This is a genomic window from Pseudonocardia xinjiangensis (genome assembly GCF_012911925.1).
Taxonomy (GTDB): domain Bacteria; phylum Actinomycetota; class Actinomycetes; order Mycobacteriales; family Pseudonocardiaceae; genus Pseudonocardia; species Pseudonocardia xinjiangensis.
Genome location: NZ_JAAXKY010000027.1, coordinates 23,017 through 42,167, shown reverse-complemented (window position 1 = coordinate 42,167; position 19,151 = coordinate 23,017). Strand labels below are relative to the sequence as shown.

Annotated in this window: 21 protein-coding genes; 12 read left to right on the top strand and 9 right to left on the bottom strand. The window is 69.8% G+C overall.

Annotated features, from left to right (window positions below; translation table 11 throughout):
- Window positions 1-12 precede the first annotated feature (12 nt).
- Both HF577_RS11160 and rsfS read right to left on the bottom strand, forming a co-directional pair.
- The gene (locus tag HF577_RS11160) at window positions 13-633 is read right to left on the bottom strand and encodes a histidine phosphatase family protein (protein ID WP_169395712.1); all 621 of its coding nucleotides are present in this window, start codon (window positions 631-633) and stop codon (window positions 13-15) included.
- The gene (rsfS, locus tag HF577_RS11155; protein WP_169395711.1) at window positions 630-1,040 is read right to left on the bottom strand and encodes a ribosome silencing factor; all 411 of its coding nucleotides are present in this window, start codon (window positions 1,038-1,040) and stop codon (window positions 630-632) included. The genes HF577_RS11160 and rsfS overlap by 4 nt, the downstream gene beginning before the upstream one ends.
- 172 nt (window positions 1,041-1,212) lie before the next feature.
- Between rsfS and HF577_RS11150 the strand changes: the two genes are divergently transcribed.
- The 3 genes from HF577_RS11150 to HF577_RS11140 are packed head-to-tail and all read left to right on the top strand — an operon-like array spanning window position 1,213 to window position 2,251.
- Window positions 1,213-1,401 carry a hypothetical protein gene (locus HF577_RS11150; RefSeq protein ID WP_169395710.1) on the top strand — a complete coding sequence of 63 codons (189 nt, stop codon included), beginning with the start codon at window positions 1,213-1,215 and terminating at the stop codon, window positions 1,399-1,401.
- 25 nt (window positions 1,402-1,426) lie between these two features.
- Window positions 1,427-1,804 (top strand): STAS domain-containing protein, encoded by a 378-nt coding sequence (locus HF577_RS11145; protein ID WP_169395709.1) that lies wholly within the window; start codon window positions 1,427-1,429, stop codon window positions 1,802-1,804.
- A gap of 15 nt (window positions 1,805-1,819) precedes the next feature.
- On the top strand, window positions 1,820-2,251 hold the full coding sequence (locus HF577_RS11140) for an ATP-binding protein (RefSeq protein WP_169395708.1): 432 nt from the start codon (window positions 1,820-1,822) through the stop codon (window positions 2,249-2,251).
- Window positions 2,252-2,264: 13 nt separating this feature from the next.
- Here the strand turns inward: HF577_RS11140 and HF577_RS11135 are convergent, their stop codons facing one another.
- Window positions 2,265-3,431: an FAD-dependent oxidoreductase gene (locus tag HF577_RS11135; protein ID WP_169395707.1), complete on the bottom strand. Its 1,167-nt coding sequence runs from the start codon at window positions 3,429-3,431 to the stop codon at window positions 2,265-2,267.
- A gap of 109 nt (window positions 3,432-3,540) precedes the next feature.
- On the opposite strand from HF577_RS11135, the gene HF577_RS11130 reads away from it, so the two are divergent.
- Window positions 3,541-4,260 carry a TetR/AcrR family transcriptional regulator gene (locus HF577_RS11130; protein WP_169395706.1) on the top strand — a complete coding sequence of 240 codons (720 nt, stop codon included), beginning with the start codon at window positions 3,541-3,543 and terminating at the stop codon, window positions 4,258-4,260.
- Window positions 4,261-4,280: 20 nt separating this feature from the next.
- On the opposite strand, the gene HF577_RS11125 is transcribed toward HF577_RS11130, so the two are convergent.
- From HF577_RS11125 to HF577_RS11115, 3 genes are all read right to left on the bottom strand, one after another.
- Window positions 4,281-5,360: a hypothetical protein gene (locus HF577_RS11125; RefSeq protein WP_169395678.1), complete on the bottom strand. Its 1,080-nt coding sequence runs from the start codon at window positions 5,358-5,360 to the stop codon at window positions 4,281-4,283.
- 279 nt (window positions 5,361-5,639) lie between these two features.
- A complete protein-coding gene (locus tag HF577_RS11120; protein ID WP_169395705.1) occupies window positions 5,640-6,359 on the bottom strand; it encodes an RraA family protein in 720 nt (239 codons plus the stop codon).
- Between the two features lie 16 nt (window positions 6,360-6,375).
- Entirely contained in the window at window positions 6,376-7,533 is a 1,158-nt protein-coding gene (locus HF577_RS11115; RefSeq protein WP_169395704.1) for a mandelate racemase/muconate lactonizing enzyme family protein, read from the bottom strand.
- A gap of 163 nt (window positions 7,534-7,696) precedes the next feature.
- On the opposite strand from HF577_RS11115, the gene HF577_RS11110 reads away from it, so the two are divergent.
- The 8 genes from HF577_RS11110 (at window position 7,697) to HF577_RS11075 (ending at window position 17,224) form a co-directional block, all read left to right on the top strand.
- Window positions 7,697-8,440, top strand: a complete 744-nt coding sequence (locus tag HF577_RS11110) for a FadR/GntR family transcriptional regulator (RefSeq protein WP_211174095.1) — start codon at window positions 7,697-7,699, stop codon at window positions 8,438-8,440.
- Between the two features lie 76 nt (window positions 8,441-8,516).
- Window positions 8,517-9,677: a Gfo/Idh/MocA family protein gene (locus tag HF577_RS11105; protein WP_169395703.1), complete on the top strand. Its 1,161-nt coding sequence runs from the start codon at window positions 8,517-8,519 to the stop codon at window positions 9,675-9,677.
- 271 nt (window positions 9,678-9,948) lie between these two features.
- On the top strand, window positions 9,949-11,370 hold the full coding sequence (locus tag HF577_RS11100) for an extracellular solute-binding protein (protein ID WP_169395702.1): 1,422 nt from the start codon (window positions 9,949-9,951) through the stop codon (window positions 11,368-11,370).
- Entirely contained in the window at window positions 11,367-13,373 is a 2,007-nt protein-coding gene (locus HF577_RS11095; RefSeq protein ID WP_169395701.1) for an ABC transporter permease, read from the top strand. Before HF577_RS11100 ends, HF577_RS11095 begins: the two co-directional genes overlap by 4 nt.
- Window positions 13,370-14,158 (top strand): IclR family transcriptional regulator, encoded by a 789-nt coding sequence (locus tag HF577_RS11090; protein ID WP_169395700.1) that lies wholly within the window; start codon window positions 13,370-13,372, stop codon window positions 14,156-14,158. The genes HF577_RS11095 and HF577_RS11090 overlap by 4 nt, the downstream gene beginning before the upstream one ends.
- Window positions 14,159-14,196: 38 nt before the next feature.
- Window positions 14,197-15,030: an RraA family protein gene (locus HF577_RS11085; RefSeq protein WP_169395699.1), complete on the top strand. Its 834-nt coding sequence runs from the start codon at window positions 14,197-14,199 to the stop codon at window positions 15,028-15,030.
- Window positions 15,031-15,032: 2 nt separating this feature from the next.
- Window positions 15,033-16,322, top strand: coding sequence for a mandelate racemase/muconate lactonizing enzyme family protein (locus HF577_RS11080; RefSeq protein WP_312859072.1), 1,290 nt, complete (start codon window positions 15,033-15,035; stop codon window positions 16,320-16,322).
- A gap of 2 nt (window positions 16,323-16,324) precedes the next feature.
- Complete coding sequence (locus HF577_RS11075) at window positions 16,325-17,224, top strand: NAD-dependent epimerase/dehydratase family protein (protein WP_169395698.1); 900 nt, start codon at window positions 16,325-16,327, stop codon at window positions 17,222-17,224.
- A gap of 47 nt (window positions 17,225-17,271) precedes the next feature.
- On the opposite strand, the gene HF577_RS11070 is transcribed toward HF577_RS11075, so the two are convergent.
- The 3 genes from HF577_RS11070 to HF577_RS11060 form a co-directional block, all read right to left on the bottom strand.
- Window positions 17,272-17,565, bottom strand: coding sequence for a hypothetical protein (locus tag HF577_RS11070; protein WP_169395697.1), 294 nt, complete (start codon window positions 17,563-17,565; stop codon window positions 17,272-17,274).
- A gap of 50 nt (window positions 17,566-17,615) precedes the next feature.
- On the bottom strand, window positions 17,616-18,341 hold the full coding sequence (locus HF577_RS11065; RefSeq protein ID WP_211174094.1) for a hypothetical protein: 726 nt from the start codon (window positions 18,339-18,341) through the stop codon (window positions 17,616-17,618).
- 382 nt (window positions 18,342-18,723) lie between these two features.
- Window positions 18,724-19,131 carry a RidA family protein gene (locus HF577_RS11060; protein WP_169395696.1) on the bottom strand — a complete coding sequence of 136 codons (408 nt, stop codon included), beginning with the start codon at window positions 19,129-19,131 and terminating at the stop codon, window positions 18,724-18,726.
- Between the last annotated feature and the right edge of the window lie 20 nt (window positions 19,132-19,151).

Genomic DNA, 19,151 nt, shown 5'->3' with positions numbered 1-19,151 from the left:
CGTCGGTGTGGATCACGACGTGCCGACGTTGTAGCCCGACAGCCGCCAGCGCGGGTGGTCGGCACGGCGGGCCAGCGTGGCCCACCGGCAGTTGCCGATACCGCCGATGGACGGCCAGGACGACGTCGGCAGCGCGAGGAGCCCGCTGACCAGACCCGCGATCAGGCCACCGTGTGCGACCAGCAGCACGGTGGCTTCCGGGACCGACGCGAACTCCTCGTCCAGCTCGTCGATCACGGGGCCGGCGCGCCGCACCACGTCGACGCGGGACTCACCGCCCGGGGGCCGCCACGCGGGATCGGAGCGCCACGCGGCTATCGCACCGGGCCAGGCCTCGTCGATCTCCGGCACCGAGCGGCCCTGCCACTCCCCCAGATGTGTCTCGCGCAGCCGGGGGTCGAGCTTCACGGGCAGGCCGCAGGCGGCACCGACGATGTCGGCGGTGTCGACCGCGCGCCGCAGATCCGAGCTGATGAGCCGGTCGGGGGCGACCCGCGCGATCTCGGGCGCGACGGCCGCGGCCTGGGCGAGCCCGGTATCGGTGAGCATCGAGTCGATGTGGCCCTGCATCCGGCCTGCGACGTTGTAGTCGGTCTGGCCGTGGCGGAGCAGCACCAGCCTCCGCAGGCTCACCCGGCCGCGTCCCCGCCGCCGACGGACCCCGCCCCGTCGGGCACGACCTCGGCTTCCGGGAACGCGATCCGCGGACAGTCCTTCCAGAGCCGGTCCAGCCCGTAGAACCCGCGCTCCTCGGTGTGCTGGACGTGCACCACGACGTCGACGAAGTCCAGCAGCACCCAGCGGCCTTCCCTCGTGCCTTCACGCCGGGTGGGCTTCGCTCCGTGCAGGCGCAGCTTCTCCTCGACCTCGTCGACGATGGCCTGCACCTGGCGCTCGTTGGGCGCGGAGGCGATCACGAAACAGTCGGTGATCACCAGCTGGTCGGACACGTCGAGCACGACGATGTCCTGGGCCTTCTTGTCTGCTGCTGCGGCCACCGCCACGCGGGCCATGTCGAGCGCCTCGTCGGTCGCCGTCACCGTTCCCCTCTCCCGGTGGACCTGGGCCCACCTCGTCACGGCTATTGTCCCAGCCCCTGCCGGGACCGCTGGACTCGGCCACCACAGGGCGCCGCCCGAAGGTTTGCCGTCGGGCGCATCCGGGGTAAGGGCGAAGATCAGGCGCATGTGCGACAAGGCAGCCGGGGGGCCGATGACGCAGGAATCGACGACACAGGAACCGACCGCGGAGGACGAGGTCGCTCGGGCCGCCGCCCAGGATGTGGCGCGCCTGCTCGACCGCCGCGGCCTCAAGGACGTCGTCGCGTTGGCGCGGCGCGTCCTACGTGACGCTCAGCTGCGTGCTCCCTCTGTCGCGGTACCACGCGGGAGCGACACCTGACCGGCCATCTGTACGCTGCGCTAGCATGAACGGCTTCCTGGGCGGAATGCCGCCGGCCGAGCAACTGATGACCCTGAACCGGGACGACCGGGACGGGTGTCTCGTCCTCATCGTGCACGGCGAGGTGGATCTGAGCACGGGCAGCCGTCTGATGGAGGCGGGGAGCGAGGCCCTGCACCAGGCCGCGGGACGACCGGTGGTCCTCGACCTCTCGGGCGTCGACTTCCTGTCCTCCTCGGGCATGGGGCTGCTGGTCGCCCTGCACGACGAGGGCCGCACGATGCGCACCCCGCTCCGGGTGGTCGTCGACGAGACGCGCTCGGTGATCCGTCCCATCCGGACGATGGGGCTGGACGAGGTGCTCGCGTTGTTCGGCTCCCTCGACGAGGCCCTCACGGCCTGACCGGTAGAGACGTCGATGGCGTACCCCGAAGATCTCGACGCGGTGATCTCCATGGTCCTCATGGCGGATCCCGTGTCGCTCTCGGTCGTGCGTCAGCGGTTCCGGCGGTGGCTGACCACGCTGCGCTGGCCGGAGCAGGAGATCGACGACGTGGTGATGGCCGTCAACGAGGCGGTCACCAACGCCATCGAGCAGATCCACCCGTCGGAGATCGGCGCCGAGGTGCGGGTGGCCGCCCGGCAGTACGCCGAGCCGGACGGCGGACGGCGCGTCCTCGTCGCGGTGGCCGGGGGCAAGCTGTGGCGGCCGGAGCCCGCCGGCTTCCGCGGCCAGGGTCTACTGATGATCCACTCGTGCATGGACGACGTGGGCGTGAGCCGCGAGCACGACGGCATCACGATGATGATGACCAGCGCGAAGGTGCCCCCGCTGACCTACGAGCCCTGACCGCGTCCCGCCGTCAGTGCGAGGTGAGGGGGGCGCCCTTCCTGCCGAAGAACTCGACCAGTCCCCGGGGGGAGTCGTCGGCGAAGCACAGGTCGAGCCCGCGGGCGGACTTCCGGGCGGCGACCGCGGCGCGCGGGAACATCGCCGTCTCGTACTGGTGGAGCGCACCCTCGACGTCGTCACCGTGCTCGATCAGCGCCAGCGCGAGCTCACGGGCGTCGAGCATCGCGGCGTTCGCGCCCTCGCCGGCGAACGGCGACATCAGGTGGGCGGCGTCGCCGACCAGGGTCACACCCGGGATGCGCGGCCACGAGTGGCCGGCGGGCAGGGCGTAGATCCGGCGAGCCGTGATCTCGTCGTCGCAGTGGCGGATCAGGTCGGTCAACGCCGGGGTCCAGTCGGCGAACTCCGCCAGCAGGGCGGTGCGGACGGCGGCCACGTCCGACCAGTCGACGCCGCGTGTCTCGATCCAGTCCTCGGCGGTCCGCAGCATGGCTCCCAGGTGCAGGTCGCGGCCTCCGTGCCCGCCGAGGTTCTTGTTGTCCGACAGGGCGAACAAGCTCCCCGTGCCGGCCAGGGCGGCGGAGGCGGGCACCGTGGTCGGGGCATCGGTGACGTGGAACTCGACGGAGCTGATCCCGACGTACTCCGGGGAGGCGCTCGAGAGGAGGGGTCGGACTCGCGACCAGGCGCCGTCGGCCCCGACCAGCAGATCGGCGGTCCGGCGCGCGCCGTTGGCGAAGGCGAGCTCGAACCGTCCGTCGTCCAGGCGGCGGGCCCGGCTGAGCTTGTGGTCCCAGACGACCCGTCCCGGGTGGAGCGACTCCAGCAGCAGGGCGCGCAGTTCCGTTCGGTCGATCTCGGGTCGTCCGCCCTCGCCCGACCCGTCGCCGGGGACCTGGTCGATGAAGACGGTGCCCGCCTTGTCCATCACCCGCATCGCCTCCGCCTGCGGCCGGGTCAGCCGGCGGAACTGCTCGTACAGTCCCGCTTCGCGCAGGGCCGATTGGCCGGACTCGACGTGCAGGTCGAGCAGGCCACCCTGCCTCCGGGCGTCGGCGGTGGCGTCGAGTTCGTAGACGGTGCTGGCGATGTCGTGCTGCTGCAGGATGCGGGCCAGCACCAGCCCGCTGAGGCCGCCGCCCACGACGGCGATGGACAGGGCGGACGAGGAGGGCATGTCGATACCTCGAATGTGTCGGCAGTGAGACGTATACGGCGTATGCGACCAGTCATGTACACCGTAAACGTCCCGTAGGATGCCCGCAACCCACGCGAGGAGCACTGCCGTGACCGACGAACCGCCGCCCGTCATCTGGGCACGTCTCTCCAGCCAGGGGCGGGGGCCGGCGCGCACCCTCGACCACACGGCCATCACCGCGGTCGCGATCGCCCTGGCTGACGAGGAGGGGGTCGACGCGGTCTCGATGCGCAAGGTCGCGGCGCGGATGGACCACAGCCCGATGTCGCTCTACCGGCACGTCGGCAGCAAGGACGACCTGACCGAGCTGATGTACGACGCGGTGCTGGGCGAGCTGGACCTGACCGGGATCCCGTCCGGGAGCTGGCGGGCCGACATCGCCCGGCTGGCCCACGAGATGCGCCGGCTGCACCACGCCCACCCGTGGATCGCCCGGTTCGGGCACCGGCCGACCCTCGGGCCCAACGCCCAGCGGTTCCGCGAAACCGGCCTGGCCTGCGTGGACGGCCTCGGTCTCGACATCGACGCGATGATGGACGTGCTGGCCACCGCCCTGCAGTTCACCCGGGGCTTCGTCGTGCAGGAACTGGGCGAGGTCGAAGCGCAGCGGCACACCGGCCTGGACTTCGCGGGCTACCAGCGCCAGGTCGGACCGTTCATCACGCAGTTGCTGCAGGGGGGAGCGCTCCCCTACCTGAAGCGGCTGATCCTCGAAGCCGAGGACCACCCCGATCCGGACGTGGTGTTCGAGCGTCGCCTGACGATGGTGCTCGACGGGCTGGCGGCCGCGATCGGCCGCCCGGCCTGACGACGTCTCGGGACATCGCTCTATCCCGTCCGGGCCGTGATCTCGCCGAGAGGAATGTTGCCCGACCAGCACCCGGGAGCCGAGTCGTACCGGAGGAATCCGGTGCCGCCCGCACCGCCGTCGCAGTAGGTGGGCGCGTAGTCCGAGTCGAGGAATGCGGCGTCAGGATTGATGTCGGTGCCTGCGAACGGTGCTCCGGGGAAGGTCTCCGCTCCCACGTTCAACCAGTTGTAGTCGCAGTTGTCCGGGGACGTGAAGCACGGCTGCGGGCCGATCGGGTTCGGACCGAAGGTCGTGGTGTTGAACGCCACCGTCCAGATGACCTCCGCGGGCAGCACGGTGGTGCCGGTGAAGTCGATCGTGACCCGGTGCACGAACCCGTCGTGACAGGTGCTGTCCGACGGGTCGAACCACTGGCCCGCGTTGGCGCCGATGCAGTTCACCGGGTCGGCCGACGGGCGGTACGGAATGCTGCTCACCTCCGTCCGGCTCGCCAGCAAGGGTCCAGGTGCCGGGACGGCCCCGGAGTTTTCCACCGCATAGACGTTGACGGTGATCGGGTGGTCGAAGGTGGCCCCCGGCGTGGTCACACAGTTGTCGCTGACCCAGTTTCCGCTCTCGCAGGCCCAGCTGACGAGCACGACCTCCACGGACTCCAGTACGGAGCCGGCCCCGGACTCGAGCCCCACGTGGTCGCCGAACTCGCTGGTGCCGGTCGCCTGGAAACCGAGAGACGGCACCTGCACGGGCAGGTCGTCCGGAATCGAGCTGTACACGATCTCCGACTCGCCACCAGGACCGGGACCGGGACCAGGACCGGGGGGCGGCGGGGGACGGTAGGTGCTCCCGTCACCGACGTTGACGCAGTTCCCCTGCTGGCTCTGGCTCGGCAGCGACAGGATCGGGCCGAGGAGCCCGGTGGCGGTCGCGTCCTGCTCGAAGGAGCACTGATTGACCTGGTTCCGCTCGACGCTGCGGTCCTCCACGGAGATCGACGTGCCGTCACCACGGTCGTCCGTGCCGGTCGCGAACGCCAGGGGGGCGAGCGCGAGTACGCCGGCCGCGGCGGTGGCCACCACGATTCCAGCCTTCTTCAGCACAGCAGTTCTCCTCATTGTGGGTCGGCGTGAAATGCCGACGCTCCGAGCCGACGCGTCAGCTGCCGGACCACAGTGAGGGTCTCGAGAGGGGAGCCTGCTGACCGGGGTCAATCTAGCGCGCATTCCCCGGTCAACAAAATCTCCGGGCCGATCGAATGAGGGAAATACAGTTGGTCAGGTTACGCATCTGATGGGGTGGAGTATTCCCGGTGAAATTGGACGCGGGATCGATCACTCTCCACGGAGAGTTGCGGGGACATCACCCGAAGGATGACGGCGTCAGAGCCGCCCGTACTTGTTGTAGACGTCGATCACCGGGACGCCCGCCTGGACCTCCTCGCGGACCTTGTCCTCGACGTCCTTGGCCTCCTCGGACTTCGCCAGCACCTCGTCCAGCGCGTCCTTCGGGATCACCAGCACACCGTCCTCGTCCCCGAAGATCCAGTCGCCGGGGTCGACGCGGACCTGGCTGCTGGTCGTGCCGGTCATCGCGATCGGGACCTCGATGTCGTGGATCCGGGAGCGGCGCAGCGACTCGATCGGCGACGTGTACCGCACGAAGACCGACAGCCCGTCGATCTCACGCACCAGCCGCCCGTCGCGGATGCCGCCGTCGATGACGACGCCCGTGGCTCCGCGGGCGCGGCTGGCGTTGCTCATCAGCTCGCCCCAGATGCCGCTCTGACGCTCCCCCGCCGCGGCAACGACGACGACGCAGCCGTCGTACATCTGCGTGAAGACCCCGAAGTCGGCCAGCTTCGTGTTGGGGGGCATCTCCGCGCGCTCCCGCATGTCGGGGCCGGCCGCCACGGTGTAGGCGGGGCCGGCCACCTGCATCGCGTGGTCGAGCGGCGTGATCGCCAGGTCGAGGCACTGATGGGGCAGGCCCATCTCGTCCATGATGTCGTAGACCACCGCCGAGTACAGCGCCTCCAACCGCTTCGCGGTCTGCGCCACCCAAGCCGGGTCGGGACGTGCGGCTCCGTGTCCGTTCGTCATGTTCTGCGTTCCCCTCCTACTCGAAGATCCCGTAGCCGGGCACGGCGTGCGCACGCACGCCGTCCATGTCGAGCTCGACGCCGATGCCGGGGGTGTCGGGGAGGGTGATGTACCCGTCCTTGACGATCGAGCCGCTGCCGTCGGGCGCCGTGACGTAGCTGTCCCACACCTCGCGCTCCTCGAGCGCATGCCACTCCTGCACGAAGAAGTTCGGGATCGCGGCGCACTGGTGCGCCGTGGCCATCGTGCCGAGCGGCGTGGAGACGAGGTGCGGCGCGAACGGCACGTAGTGCATCTCGGCGAGGTTGGCGATCTTCTTGGCCTCGGCCAGGCCTCCGCACTTCGGGACGTCGGGCTCGATCACGTCGACCGCCCCGCGTTCGAGCAGCTCACGGAAGCCCCACCGGAGGTAGAGGTTCTCGCCCGCGCAGATCGGCGTGCGGGTCTGGGCGCGCACCCGGACGAGCGCGTCGACGTTCTCGGCGGGGACCGGCTCCTCCAACCACATCAGGTTGAACGCCTCCAGCTCCCAGGCGATCCGGCAGGCGCTCGGCACGTCGTAGCGGGCGTGCAGGTCGATGGCCAGGTCGATGTCGGGGCCGATCGCCTCCCGGACCGCCGCCACCCGCTCCACCATCGTGCGCAGCTCGGCGGCGTTGACCGTGTGGTTGAACTCGTCGAACTTCGCGCGATGTTGCAGGTCGTCGATGTCGAACTTGATCGCGGAGAAGCCCTCCTCGACCATCCGCTGGGCCCGGTCGACGCAGCCCGACACCGAGCCGGCCGGGTCGTCGCCGTCGCCGCAGTCGGCGTAGAGGCGGATCCGGTCGCGGAACTTGCCGCCGAGCATCCGGTAGACGGGCTGCCCCGCGGCCTTGCCTGCGATGTCCCACAGCGCCAGCTCGATCCCACTCAGGGCGATCACGAACACGCCACCCTGCGGGCCGGCGAAGACCTTCCGCCGCCGGAGCTTCTCCCAGCACCGCTCGACGTTGCGCGGGTCCTCCCCGATCAGCAGGTGCGCCAGGTCGCCGATCATCCCGACGACAGCCCCCGCTCCGGCGTCGGGATTCGCCTCGCCGAACCCGCTGATGCCCTCGTCGGTGTCGATCCGCACCAGCGTGGCCTGGCCGTGATAGGCGACCACGGCTGTCGTGACGTTGACGATCCTCATGCTTCCCCTCCCGGGAGCAGCCATCCGCCGGACACGGTGGTGCCCACGGCGTGCTGTGGGCGGGCAGGTGCCCCGGGGAGGCCGGGCGGAACCCCTCCCCGGAACTCGGATATCAGGCCTGGTAGCGGTACGAATCCAGCGACTTGTCCGATAAGCTGCAGACATGGCAAGGAGACAAGAGCTGGCGGACGTTGTCAAGGTCCGCACGCTCCCGGTGCAGGTGGCCGCCCACCTGACCCGCCGGATCGCCGACGGGGAGTTCGCGGACGAGCGCACCCCGTCGGAGCTCGACATCTCGCAGGAGTTCGGCGTCTCCCGCGCGGTCGCCCGCGAGACGATCAAGATCCTCGCGTCGCTCGACATCCTCGACGTCGCCCAGGGCAGGCGCGTCGTCGTGCGGCCCGCGACCGAATGGGACTACCTCAACCCGTTGCTGGCCGAGTGGCTGCCGGAGGAGCACGTCGTCGGCCTGCTGAACGAGCTGCACCAGATGCGGCTGCTCCTCGAACCGGAGCTGGCGGCCATGGCCGCGGCCACGATCACCGAGGAGACGCTGGCCGAGCTGCGGGCGGAGCTGGCCAGGATGGCGAGCCTCGAGGAGGAGCCGGACGACTACCTCGAGGTCGACCACGAGTTCCACATGGCGATCTGCCGGGCGGCGAACAACCGGATCCTCGACCGGATCATGTACTCCGCACGGTGGCTGGGCACCGCCAGCCGGCGGGTGACGAACGCGGAGCCCGGCGGCCTGCACCGCGCCACCGACGACCACGCCCGGATCTACGCGGCGCTCGAGGCGAGGGACCCCGCCGCCGCGCGCGAAGCGATGCGGTCACACCTGCAGCAGACCATCCGGATCCTCACCGAGAAGCAGCAGAGGACGAGGACCCGGAGGGCGAAGCGGTAGGGCACGACGGCTCGGCCGCAGAGCCGCGGCGAGCCCCCTTCGATGTCCCGGCGTCGGGACGGAAGGACGGTGCGAGTTGGGACTGAGCGAGAAAGGGCCGATCCGGCTCGGGCTGATCGGCACCGGGCTGGCCGTCGAGAAGCTCCACTGGCCGGCGCTGCGCCGGCTCGCGGACCGGTACGTCGTCACGGCGTTCGCCGACCACTCCGTCGCCCAGGGCGAGCGCTTCTCGTCCTACAGCGGCGTCGACATGGCCGGCTTCACCACCGACCACCACCGGCTGCTGGCCCGCGACGACGTGGACGCGGTGCTGATCTCGGTGCCGATCCCCTCCCTGTACGAGGTGGCGCAGGACTCGCTCGCGGCCGGCAAGGACGTGCTGTGCGAGAAGCCGGCCGGCACCGACGAGGACCAGGCGCGGGCGTTCCTCGCACTGGAGGAGCGGTATCCGCAGCGCACGGTCCTGATCGGGGAGAACTACTTCTACCGCGACGACATCCGCCATGCGCGCGCCCTGCTGGACGACGGCGCGATCGGCAAGCTGCACCTGATGGCGTGGCGCCGCGCCAGGCGGCTGGTGCCGTGGGAGGGCGTCTTCGCCGGCACGCCGTGGCGGCACCGGCCGCAGTACCGCGGCGGCGTCCACCTCGATGCCGGCGTCCACGACATCGCCCAGATCCGGATGCTCTGCGGCGATGCCGTCCGGGTCCACGGGGCCGCCCAGTGGGCCAACAGCACGATCGAGGCGCCGTCGGACCTGACGCTCAACCTGGTCTTCGCCTGCGGCGCCATCGGCAACTACACGGCCACGTACTCCGAGATCGCCGTCCCGAAGGAGACCGAGGACCTGCGGCTGTACGGGACCGAGGGCGTGCTCGTGCTGTCGGGCCCGGAGTCGGAGCGGCAGGTCACGCTGACCCGCGCGGACGGATCGACGCAGACCGACGTGTTCCGCGGGATCGACAACGGCTACCACGCCGAGCTCTGCAACTTCTCCGACGCCGTCCGGCACGGTGAGCCGGTGGTGGGCACGGTCCGGCAGAGCGTGGCGAACATGCTGATCGTCCTGCGCGCGCTGGACTCGGCCGAGCAGGACACCGTCATGGCGCTCGACGACGCCCCGCCCGGCGGGGGCGGCGTCCCGCTGTGGCGGCCACGGGGCGGGTCCGGGCTGTTCGACGGCCTCCCCGGGGAACGTTCGACAAGAACTGCGATCTCGCCCGTTGACAGACCGTGATTGCCCTTTTAGGGTGACCCGCGTCGCATTACGTGATACCGCGTTCCGCTACACGAAACCCGAGTAGCACAACACAGCGCTCTCTCCGGCAAGGGGGCCGGTGATCGCTGCGCCGCGCCCCGAATTCGGATTCTCGAAAAGGCGCATCGAGCCGCCGTACCGGGCTCGTTCCTCGCACGACCGGGGAGGTGGACAACCTCCCGGCCCCCGTCGGTTGCACTGTCGCCCCGTCGGCACGCGTCCTCTCGAACAGGACGCAGGAGGAGTGGTCATGACTCAGCGGTCGGAATGGTCCAGGCGGAAGTTTCTCGGGACGAGCGCGCTCGGAATTCTCAGCCTCAGCGCGTGCGGGAGTCAGGCTGCCGCCCCGCAGGTGCAGGTGGACGTCCCGCAGGGCGTCATCGATGCGGCGTCCGGCCTGCGCGGCAGTTCGATGGGGATGCTCTCGCAGAAGCTCTACTCGGAGTCGGCGAACGCCGCGCTCGACCGCTCGATCCAGGCCTTCGCCGGCGCCACCGGCACCACGATCGAGAACTCCCTCGTCCAGGCCGACTCCGGCGACATGGTGGCCAAGACCGACGCCGAGGTGAAGGCCGGAAACGCCCGTGACCTGGCGTTCTTCACCGACTCGCGGTTCATCGCACAGTTCCACAACCTCGGCGACCTCACCGACGTCACCGACGTGGTGGAGGAACTGAGGGCCCAGTTCGGCGAGCCCGCTGCCGAGACCAAGAACTACTGCGTCTTCGACGGCCGGTGGTATGCGATCCCCTACCACTTCATCGGGGTCGGCTCGTTCTTCCGCAAGGACTGGCTCCAGGGAAAGGGTATCGAGCTGAAGGACGCCTATACCTGGGAAGAACTGCGGGACATCGCACTCGAGATCTCCGATCCCGCGCAACGACGTTTCGGGTGGGGGCAGACGGTGAACCGCTCCGGTGACGCCAACGGGTTCATCGAGAACGTCATCAATACCTATGGTGGTGCGATCTCGTCCAACGACGGGCTGAAGGTGGAGTTCAACTCGCCGGAGACCGTGGCTGCGGTCACGTTCATGGGCGACATCTACACGAATCCGAAGTACAAGCCGATGCTCCCGCCCGGCATCGAGAGCTGGACCGACTCCAGCAACAACGAGAACTGGCTCGCCGGAATCATCGGGTTCACCCGCAACCAGTACAGCGTCTACGCCGACTCGAAGACGAAGCAGAACCCGGTCTACGCCAATACCCACCCGTTCATCGACGGAATCGGGCCCGCGAGCGACCGTCCGATCACCTTCGGCCAGTCGCAGGCGTTCGTCGTGTTCAAGGGAGCGAAGAACCCCGATCTCGCGAAGCAGGTGGCGAAGTACCTCGCGAGCGGCACTCCCCTGCTCGGCGTGGCGAAGGAGGCCCCCGGCCTGGTCAACCCGGCGTGGGACAAGGTGTGGGACTCCGACCCGTACTACACCAGCGGCGACCCCGCGTTCTCCGCCCTGCGCAAGATCACGCAGCAGCCGCTGCCGCTGACCACGTCGACCGGCTACGCGTTCCCGCAGACGCCCAGCTCCGGGCAGCAGGCCAGCGTGGCCGCCTACCTGCTGACCGACATGATGCAGTCGGTCGTCCAGGGCACGCCGCCCGCTGAGGCGGTGGCCACCGCGCACGACCGGATGGTGCAGATCTTCGAGCAGCAGGGCCTGCGGCAGTGACGATCCTGCGTCCCCGGCCGGCTCCGGTCGCGCCGGCCGTCACCCGGGCGTCGCTCACCTCCGTTCAGCGCCTGCTCGGCCGGGACTGGCGGCTCGCCGCGGTGTTCATGGCTCCCACGGTCATCCTGGTCGCCGCGCTGATCCTGTTCCCGATCGTCAGCTCGGCGATCACCAGCACCACCGAGCGGCACGGGGCGGAGACGGTCTTCGTCGGCGCCGACAACTACACGGCCCTGATCGGCGACGAGCTCTTCCACACCGGCGTGGTGAACTCGTTCGTCTTCACGGCGTACGCCGAGATCTTCAAGGTGGTCCTCGGCCTGATCGCCGCGCTGATGCTGCACCACATGCGGCGGGGGAAGGCGATCGTCGCGGGGGTGCTGCTGCTGCCGTGGGTGGTGCCCACCGTCGTCACGGCCTTCAGCTGGCGGTCGCTGTTCGACCCGATCTTCGGCAGCGTCAACACCCTGCTCACCGACTCCGGGATCGGCCCGGTGCTGGCGTCGCTGCACCTCGTCGACGCGTGGCCGGCAGGCTGGCTCTCCGACGCCTCGCTCGCCATGCCCTCGGTGATCCTGGTGAACGTCTGGAAGGGCATCCCGTTCTTCACGGTGACGTTCCTGGCCGGGCTCAAGGCGATCGACCACGGCCTGCACGAGGCCGCGATGGTGGACGGCGCGTCGCCGTGGCAGCGGTTCGTGCACGTCACGCTGCCCGGGCTGCGCTACGTCATGATCGTCACGGTCCTGCTGTCGTCCATCTGGACGTTCAACAACTTCGACCTGATCTGGCTCATGACCCAGGGCGGTCCGGGCGACGCCACCGCGCCATACGTGATGGTGGCGTACTCAAAGGCGATCCAGCAGCTGCAGTTCGGAGCGGGCGCCGCGGTGACGCTGGTGATGGTGCCGATCATCGGCATCCTCGTCGTCATCCTCGTGCGGATGATGCGGCGCAGCGACGCCCCCGGCGCCGGGGACCTCGGCCGCAGCCGGCTCACCCCCGCGCAGCGCAAGGCTCTGCCCTGGGTGGCCGTCGCCGTCGCCACGGCCGCACTGGCCTGGGCGTCGCCGCAGATCATCTGGAAGGCCGCACTGGTGCTCGGGGTCTGCGTGGTGCTCGCCGCGGGCGTCGGGCGCGCCATCTCCACATTCGCCGCGCGCGGCAGGGAGAGGGCCGCACGGACGGTCAACGGCGTCGGGTCCGGCGTCGCACTCATCGGGCTGCTGCTCTTCGTGCTCGGCCCGCTCTACTGGATCGTCGTCACGGCGTTCAAGTCCGACACCCAGATCACGATGCGGACCAGCGACCTGTGGCCGACGCCGTGGAGCATGGAGCAGTTCACGGACCTGTTCACCAGCCAGCCGTTCGGCACCTGGTACCTCAACACGATCCTGGTGTCGGTGGCCTCCACGGTGATCGCGCTGATCTGCGCCGCGCTGTCGGGCTACGCGCTCGCCCGGCTGAAGTTCCGCGGCTCGGAGAGCTTCACCGTGACGATCCTGCTGACGTACGTGATGCCGGGCGCGCTGCTGTTCATCCCGCTGTACCAGCTGATGAGCGGGATCGGGCTGAACGACTCCCTGTGGTCGCTCGTCATCACCTACCCGACGTTCACGCTGCCCTTCGCGACGTGGCTGCTGGTGGGCTACTTCAAGTCGATCCCGGCCGATCTGGAGGAGGCCGCGCTCACCGACGGGTGCACCCGGTTCCAGGCCTTCTACCGGATCGTGCTGCCGCTGGCCAAGCCCGGCCTGCTGGCCGTCGCGCTCTTCACCCTGACCAACGCGTGGAACGAGTTCCTCTTCGCCTTCGTGTTCATCACGAAGGACGGCTACAAGACGCTGCCCGTCGGGATGCAGTCGATGATCTTCGGTGACGTCGTGCCGCAGGGTCAGCTCGCTGCGGCATCGTTGCTGATCAGCATCCCGGTCGTCCTCATGTACGCCTTCGGGCAGCGGTTCCTCACGGAGGGCCTCACTGCCGGGGCGGTCAAGGGATGACCCCAGGCTCGGACGGGGCGGCGGCGTCCCGGCGGGGACGCTCCAGCCCCGTGGGGACGTCGGTGGAGAAGGCGATGCGGATCCTGGAGGCGCTGGCCGTCGAGGACGGGCCGCACCGGCTGATGGACGTGGCGGAGCGGGCGGGCGTCCCCCGCTCCACCGCGTACCGGGTGCTCGCCACGCTCGGCGCGCAGGGGTTCGCCCAGAACTGCGGCGACGGGCGCTACGGGATCGGCAGCCGCCTCGGCGGCCTCGGGGCGCGGGTCGTCCGGATGCTGTCGACCGGGGTCGGCCCGACGCTGCAGGAGCTGCAGCGAGGCGCGGGCGGCAACACGGTCCATCTGGCCGTCCGGGTCGGTGACCACGCCGTCTACCTGCACAAGGTCGACAACGACAAGCCCTACGAGATGCGCTCGCGGGTGGGCAACCAGCTGCCACTGCACAGCACGGCGATCGGCAAGGCGATCCTCGCGCACCTGCCGCCCGGCGAGGTGGAGGCCATCGTCACGACGGCGGGGATGGCGTCGCGCACCCCCGCCACGATCACCGAGGTGGGCGCGCTGCACGCGGAGCTCGCCGACGTGCGCGAGCGCGGTTTCGCCCTCGACGACGAGGAGAACGAGCTCACGGTGCGGTGCATCGGCGCCGTGGTGCTGGACCGCAGCGGCCGGCCCCGCGGCGGCATCAGCGTCTCGTCGGTGACGTTCATGCTGGACCGCGAGGAGCTGCTCGGCTACGTCCCGCTGCTGCAGGCCACCGCCCGGAAGGTGGCCGGCCTGATCTGACCCGTACTACCCGACGAGAGAGAGAAGGCGAACCGGACGTGCGCATCCAACCCGGCAAGGACGACCTCGAGGAGCTCACCGCAGCCTGGACGGGCGAGCGCTTCGGCTCCGGCCGGCCCCGCGTCCCCGACGAGGTGCTGGCGAGCCTGCGCCTCGCCACCACCGAGGAGGCGTGGGGGTTCCTGTTCCAGGCCGGCTACGTGCGGCAGTTCGCCGGCGAGTGGCAGGAGACGCACCCCGGCACCGTGATCGTCGGGCGGGCCGTCACGGCACAGTTCCTGCCACACCGGCCCGACCTCGACGCGGTGGTGGTGGAGGCCGGCAGACGGGAGGGACACCTGGAGGCCGACCGGCAGAACTCCTGGGTGATCGAGACCCTCGAGAACGGCGACATCATGGTCGTCGACATCTTCGGCAAGATCGTCGAGGGCACGGTGGTGGGCGACAACCTCGGCACCGCCGTGGCCACCCGCACCGGCGTCGGCGCCGTGATCGACGGCGGCATCCGCGACCTGCAGGGCCTGCAGCAGCTCGGGGGCGGGGTCAACATCTTCCACCGGGCCGTCGACCCGACACCGATCCGCGGCGTCACCCTCGCCGGGATCAACATCCCGATCCGCATCGGCGGCGCCACGGTGCTGCCCGGGGACGTCGTGCTCGGGACGCCGACGGGCGTTGCGGTGATCCCCGCGCACCTCGCCGCCGCCGTGGCCGCGGCCAGCGAGGACACCCGCGTCCGGGACGTGTTCGGCAAGCAGCGCCTGTCGGAGCGCCGCTGGACGAGCGCCCAGATCGACGTCCCGACGTGGAGCGAGGAGATCGAGGCCGACTTCCAGCAGTGGCGCGCGGCCCGCGCCGGAGAGGAGCGCTGACGGTGACCACCACCAGCAACGAGCCGTCCGTGATCACCGAGGAGCACATCAGCACCGCGTCGCGGCCGAGCGCCCTGCGCATCACCGACCTGCGGGTGGCCAACCTGCACGGGGTGCCGTTCCGGTCGTCGATCATCCGGATCGACACGAACCAGGGCCTCGTGGGGTACGGCGAGGTGCGCGACCAGGCGAGCGCCACCTACGCGCTGATGCTCAAGAGCCGCCTCGTCGGCGAGAACCCGTGCAACGTCGACAAGGTCTTCCGCAAGATCAAGCAGTTCGGCTTCCACGCCCGGCAGGGCGGGGGCGTGTCCGGCGTCGAGATGGCGTTGATGGACCTGGCGGGCAAGGCCTACGGCGTGCCGGCGTACGCGCTGGTGGGCGGGCAGTTCCGGGACTCGGTCCGGTGCTACGCCGACACGCCGTCCGTGCCCGACCCGCACGAGATGGGACAGCGGCTGCTGGAACGCAAGCAGCGCGGGTTCACGATGCTCAAGATGGACGTGGGCGTGGACCTGCTGTGGGACATCCCCGGCACCCTGATCGCCCCGCCCGGCGCCCGCGAGACGAAGACGGTGATGCACCCGTTCTCCGGCATCCAGGTCACCGCGAAGGGCGTGGACCACCTGGCGAGCTACGTGGAGACCGTGCGTTCGGTCGTCGGCTACGACGTGGCGCTCGCCGCGGACCACTTCGGACACATCGCGCTCGACTCGTGCATCCGGATCGGGCGCGCGCTGGAGCCGTTCACGCTGGCGTGGATCGAGGACCTCATCCCGTGGCAGTTCACCGACCAGTGGCGCCAGCTCACCGAGGCCGTCGCCGTGCCGACGTGCACGGGTGAGGACATCTACCTCACCGAGGGGTTCAAGCCGCTGCTCGACGCGGGCGCGGTCCGGGTGATCCACCCCGACCCCGCCACGTCCGGCGGCATCAGCGAGACCAAGCGGCTGGGCGACTACGCGCAGGAGCGCGGTGTCGCGATGGCGCTGCACCTCGCGGCGTCGCCGATCGCGACCATGGCCTGCGTGCATCTGGCGGCGGCCACGGAGAACTTCCTGGCGCTGGAGCACCATGCCGCCGACGTGCCGTTCTGGAGCGACCTCGTCACCGACCTGCCCCGGCCGCTCATCCAGGACGGCCACATCATCGTGCCCGAGACCCCCGGCCTCGGGTTCGGCGACATCAACGAGGAGCTGTTCATGACACATCTCGACCCCCGGGACCCGGTGTTCTTCTCCGAGTCGACGCACTGGGACGGCGAGTCGAGCCACGACCGGCTCTGGAGCTGAGCATGCGGATCGCCGTCACCGGGGCGGGTGGAAAGCTCGGGCGCAAAGTCGTCGCGCGCGCACTGCTCGCCGGCCACGACGTGGTTGCCGTCGACCTGCCGGCGGCGCTCGGCGAGTTGCAGCAAAGCCACTTTGACGCAACGACGTTGCCGCAAAGTGGCTTCGCTGCAAGCGTCGAGTGCCGGGCCGCGGACCTCACCCAGTTCGACGAGGTCCGGGCCGCGCTCGCCGGGACCGACGCCGTGGCCCACCTGGGCGCGCTCATCCACCCCCGGTACCCGGAGCCCGTGGTGCACCACACCAACGTCGGCGGCACGCACCACGTGCTGGTGGCGGCCGAGGAGCACGGGCTGGGCGCGGTCTGCCTCGCGTCGAGTGTCAACGCGATCGGCGGGATATTCAGCGCGACCCCTCGCTACGACTACTTCCCGATCGACGAGGAGCACCCCACGTACTGCGAGGACTCCTACAGCCTGTCGAAGTGGATCGGCGAGCAGCAGATGGCGGCGTTCGCCAGGCGCCGGCCGACCGTCACATTCTCCGCGCTACGGCTGCACGCCCTCCGCAAAGACTTCGCCGCCGCCCACCGGCCGGCCGAGGACGACCGGGACCCACGGGAGCTGTGGGGGTGGACGTCCTTCGACTCCGCGGCAGCGGCCTGCCTGCTCGCCCTGCACCGCAGCACGCCGGGGCCGGCCGTCTACAACATCGTGGCCGCCCGGACCAGCACCGACGTCCCGTCGGAGGAGCTGGCCCGGCGGTGGTACCCGGACGCGCCGCTGCGCCGGCCGCTGCCCCGGAACACGGGCTTCTGGGACACCGGAAGGGCACTCGCCGAACTCGGCTGGGACGCCGAGGACGAGCATCCTGCGCTGTCGGACAGGGAGCGGAACGCCCGGTAAGGCGGTGGACGGAGACCATCGCGTCCCCGTCCACCGCCGCACCGGCGCTACTCCACGAGCGCGGTGATCTTGCCGAGCGGCTTGTTGGTGTCCCAACACGATGTGGTGTCCGTGTCGAGCCGGAGGAAGCCCGTGCCGCCCGCACCGCCGTCACAGTAGAAACCCGGCTGGTTCGAGTCGAGGAATGCGCCGTTGGGGTCGATGTCGACCCCGACGTACGGTGCTCCGGCGAAGGTGTCGGCTCCGAGGTTCAACGAGTCGTAGGTGCAGCCTTCCACCGTGGCGACACAGGGGGCCGGACCGATCGGGTTGGGTCCGGCGTTCGTCGTGTTGAACGCCACCGTCCAGATGACCCGGTCGGGCAACGGCGTGCCGGCCGGGAATTCGAACCTCAGCCTGAACGAGATGCCGCTGTAGCAGGCATTGTCGGACGGGTCGAACCATTGGCCGCATTGGCGCCCGTGCAACTCACCGGGTCGGCCGACGGGCGGTACGGAATACTGCTGACTTCCGTGCGGGTGGCCAGCAGAGCGCCCGGCGTCGGAGTGGGACCGGAATCGTCCACGGCGTAGACATTCATGGTGATCGGGTGGGCGAACGTGGCCCCGGGCGTGGTCACACAGTTGTTGCTGTAGAAGTTGCCGACCTGGCAGGCCGAGCTGTCCAGCACGACCTCCAGGGACTCCAGCTCCCGGTCGGGCCCTCCGGCGAGCCCGACCTCGTCGCCGAGCTCGCTGGTGCCGGTGGCGTTGTAGCTGATGGAGATCACGTGGCCGGGCAGGTTGTCCGGGATCGAGCTGTAGACGACCTCGGAGTCAGGGCCGGGCCCTGGAGGAGGAGGCGGCGGCGGACCGAGGGAGCTCCCGTCACCAACGTTGACACAGTTGCCCTGCTGGCTCTGGGAGAGGATCGGGCCGGGAAGCCCCGTAGCGGCTGAGTTCTGCTCGAAGTCACAGCGGTTGACCTGGTTCCGCTCGACGCTGTTGTCCTCGATGACGAACGAGGTGTTGTCATCTCCGTCGCCGCGGTCGTCGCGGTCGAGCGCGAATGCCAATGGGGTCAGCGCAGATATGCCGGCCGTGGCGGCGACCGCCACGATTCCAGCCTTCTTCAGCACAGGTGTTCTCCTCATCGCGGGTCGGCAACAGTGCCGACGCTCGGAGTCAGCGCGTCGGCCGAGGCCAACTGCGGAAGGGCCTCTTCGGGGGAGCCCGCCGACCGGCGGCAAATCTATCGCGTACGCCACCGTCGAAAGCGCGTACCACTATCGTACGAATAAAGTACGGACAGTCAGGTTACGCGTCTGATCGTGCTTATTGAGCCCGGGAGAATTGCCGCGGAACAGCCACGTGACAACGGAGAGTCGGCTCATTGTCACCCGAACAGAGGCGTACCTTATCGACGGCGCGCCCGAGAGGCGAACGTTCTCACCAGGCGCCGTTGCCGGGCCGGTCGGCCGGCCCCGTTTCGGCTCGTTCCGCGCCCGCGCCGCGCCGCGCTCAGTCGAGGACCGCGGTGGCCTCGACCTCCACCAGATGATCGGGTACGTCCAGCGCCGCGACGCCGATCAGCGAGCCCGGCGGGACCGGGGTCACTCCCAGCTTCGCAGCCGCCCGGGCGACTCCCTCTCCGAAGAGAGTCATCTTGTCGGGGGTCCAGTCGGCGACGTAGACGGTCAGCTTCACGACGTCGTCGAAGGAGCCACCGACCCCGGCCAGTGCGGTGGCGACGTTGAGGTAGCACTGCTCGACCTGAGCGGCGAGATCGCCCACGCCGACCGTGCGCCCGTCGGCGTCCCAGGCGACCTGGCCGGCGATGAACACCAGCTTCGTACCGGTGGCGACCGACACCTGCCGGTACGCCTCGACCTGCGGCAACCCGTCGGGGTTCACCAGGGTGACGGCCATGCATGACTCCTTGTCGTGAG

Coding starts and splice junctions, on each gene's coding strand:
- HF577_RS11150 (WP_169395710.1), top strand. CDS start 1,213: ATGACGCAGGAATCGACGACACAGGAACCGACCGCGGAGGACGAGGTC.
- HF577_RS11145 (WP_169395709.1), top strand. CDS start 1,427: ATGAACGGCTTCCTGGGCGGAATGCCGCCGGCCGAGCAACTGATGACC.
- HF577_RS11140 (WP_169395708.1), top strand. CDS start 1,820: ATGGCGTACCCCGAAGATCTCGACGCGGTGATCTCCATGGTCCTCATG.
- HF577_RS11135 (WP_169395707.1), bottom strand. CDS start 3,431: ATGCCCTCCTCGTCCGCCCTGTCCATCGCCGTCGTGGGCGGCGGCCTC.
- HF577_RS11120 (WP_169395705.1), bottom strand. CDS start 6,359: ATGACGAACGGACACGGAGCCGCACGTCCCGACCCGGCTTGGGTGGCG.
- HF577_RS11115 (WP_169395704.1), bottom strand. CDS start 7,533: ATGAGGATCGTCAACGTCACGACAGCCGTGGTCGCCTATCACGGCCAG.
- HF577_RS11110 (WP_211174095.1), top strand. CDS start 7,697: ATGGCAAGGAGACAAGAGCTGGCGGACGTTGTCAAGGTCCGCACGCTC.
- HF577_RS11100 (WP_169395702.1), top strand. CDS start 9,949: ATGACTCAGCGGTCGGAATGGTCCAGGCGGAAGTTTCTCGGGACGAGC.
- HF577_RS11090 (WP_169395700.1), top strand. CDS start 13,370: ATGACCCCAGGCTCGGACGGGGCGGCGGCGTCCCGGCGGGGACGCTCC.
- HF577_RS11075 (WP_169395698.1), top strand. CDS start 16,325: ATGCGGATCGCCGTCACCGGGGCGGGTGGAAAGCTCGGGCGCAAAGTC.
- HF577_RS11060 (WP_169395696.1), bottom strand. CDS start 19,131: ATGGCCGTCACCCTGGTGAACCCCGACGGGTTGCCGCAGGTCGAGGCG.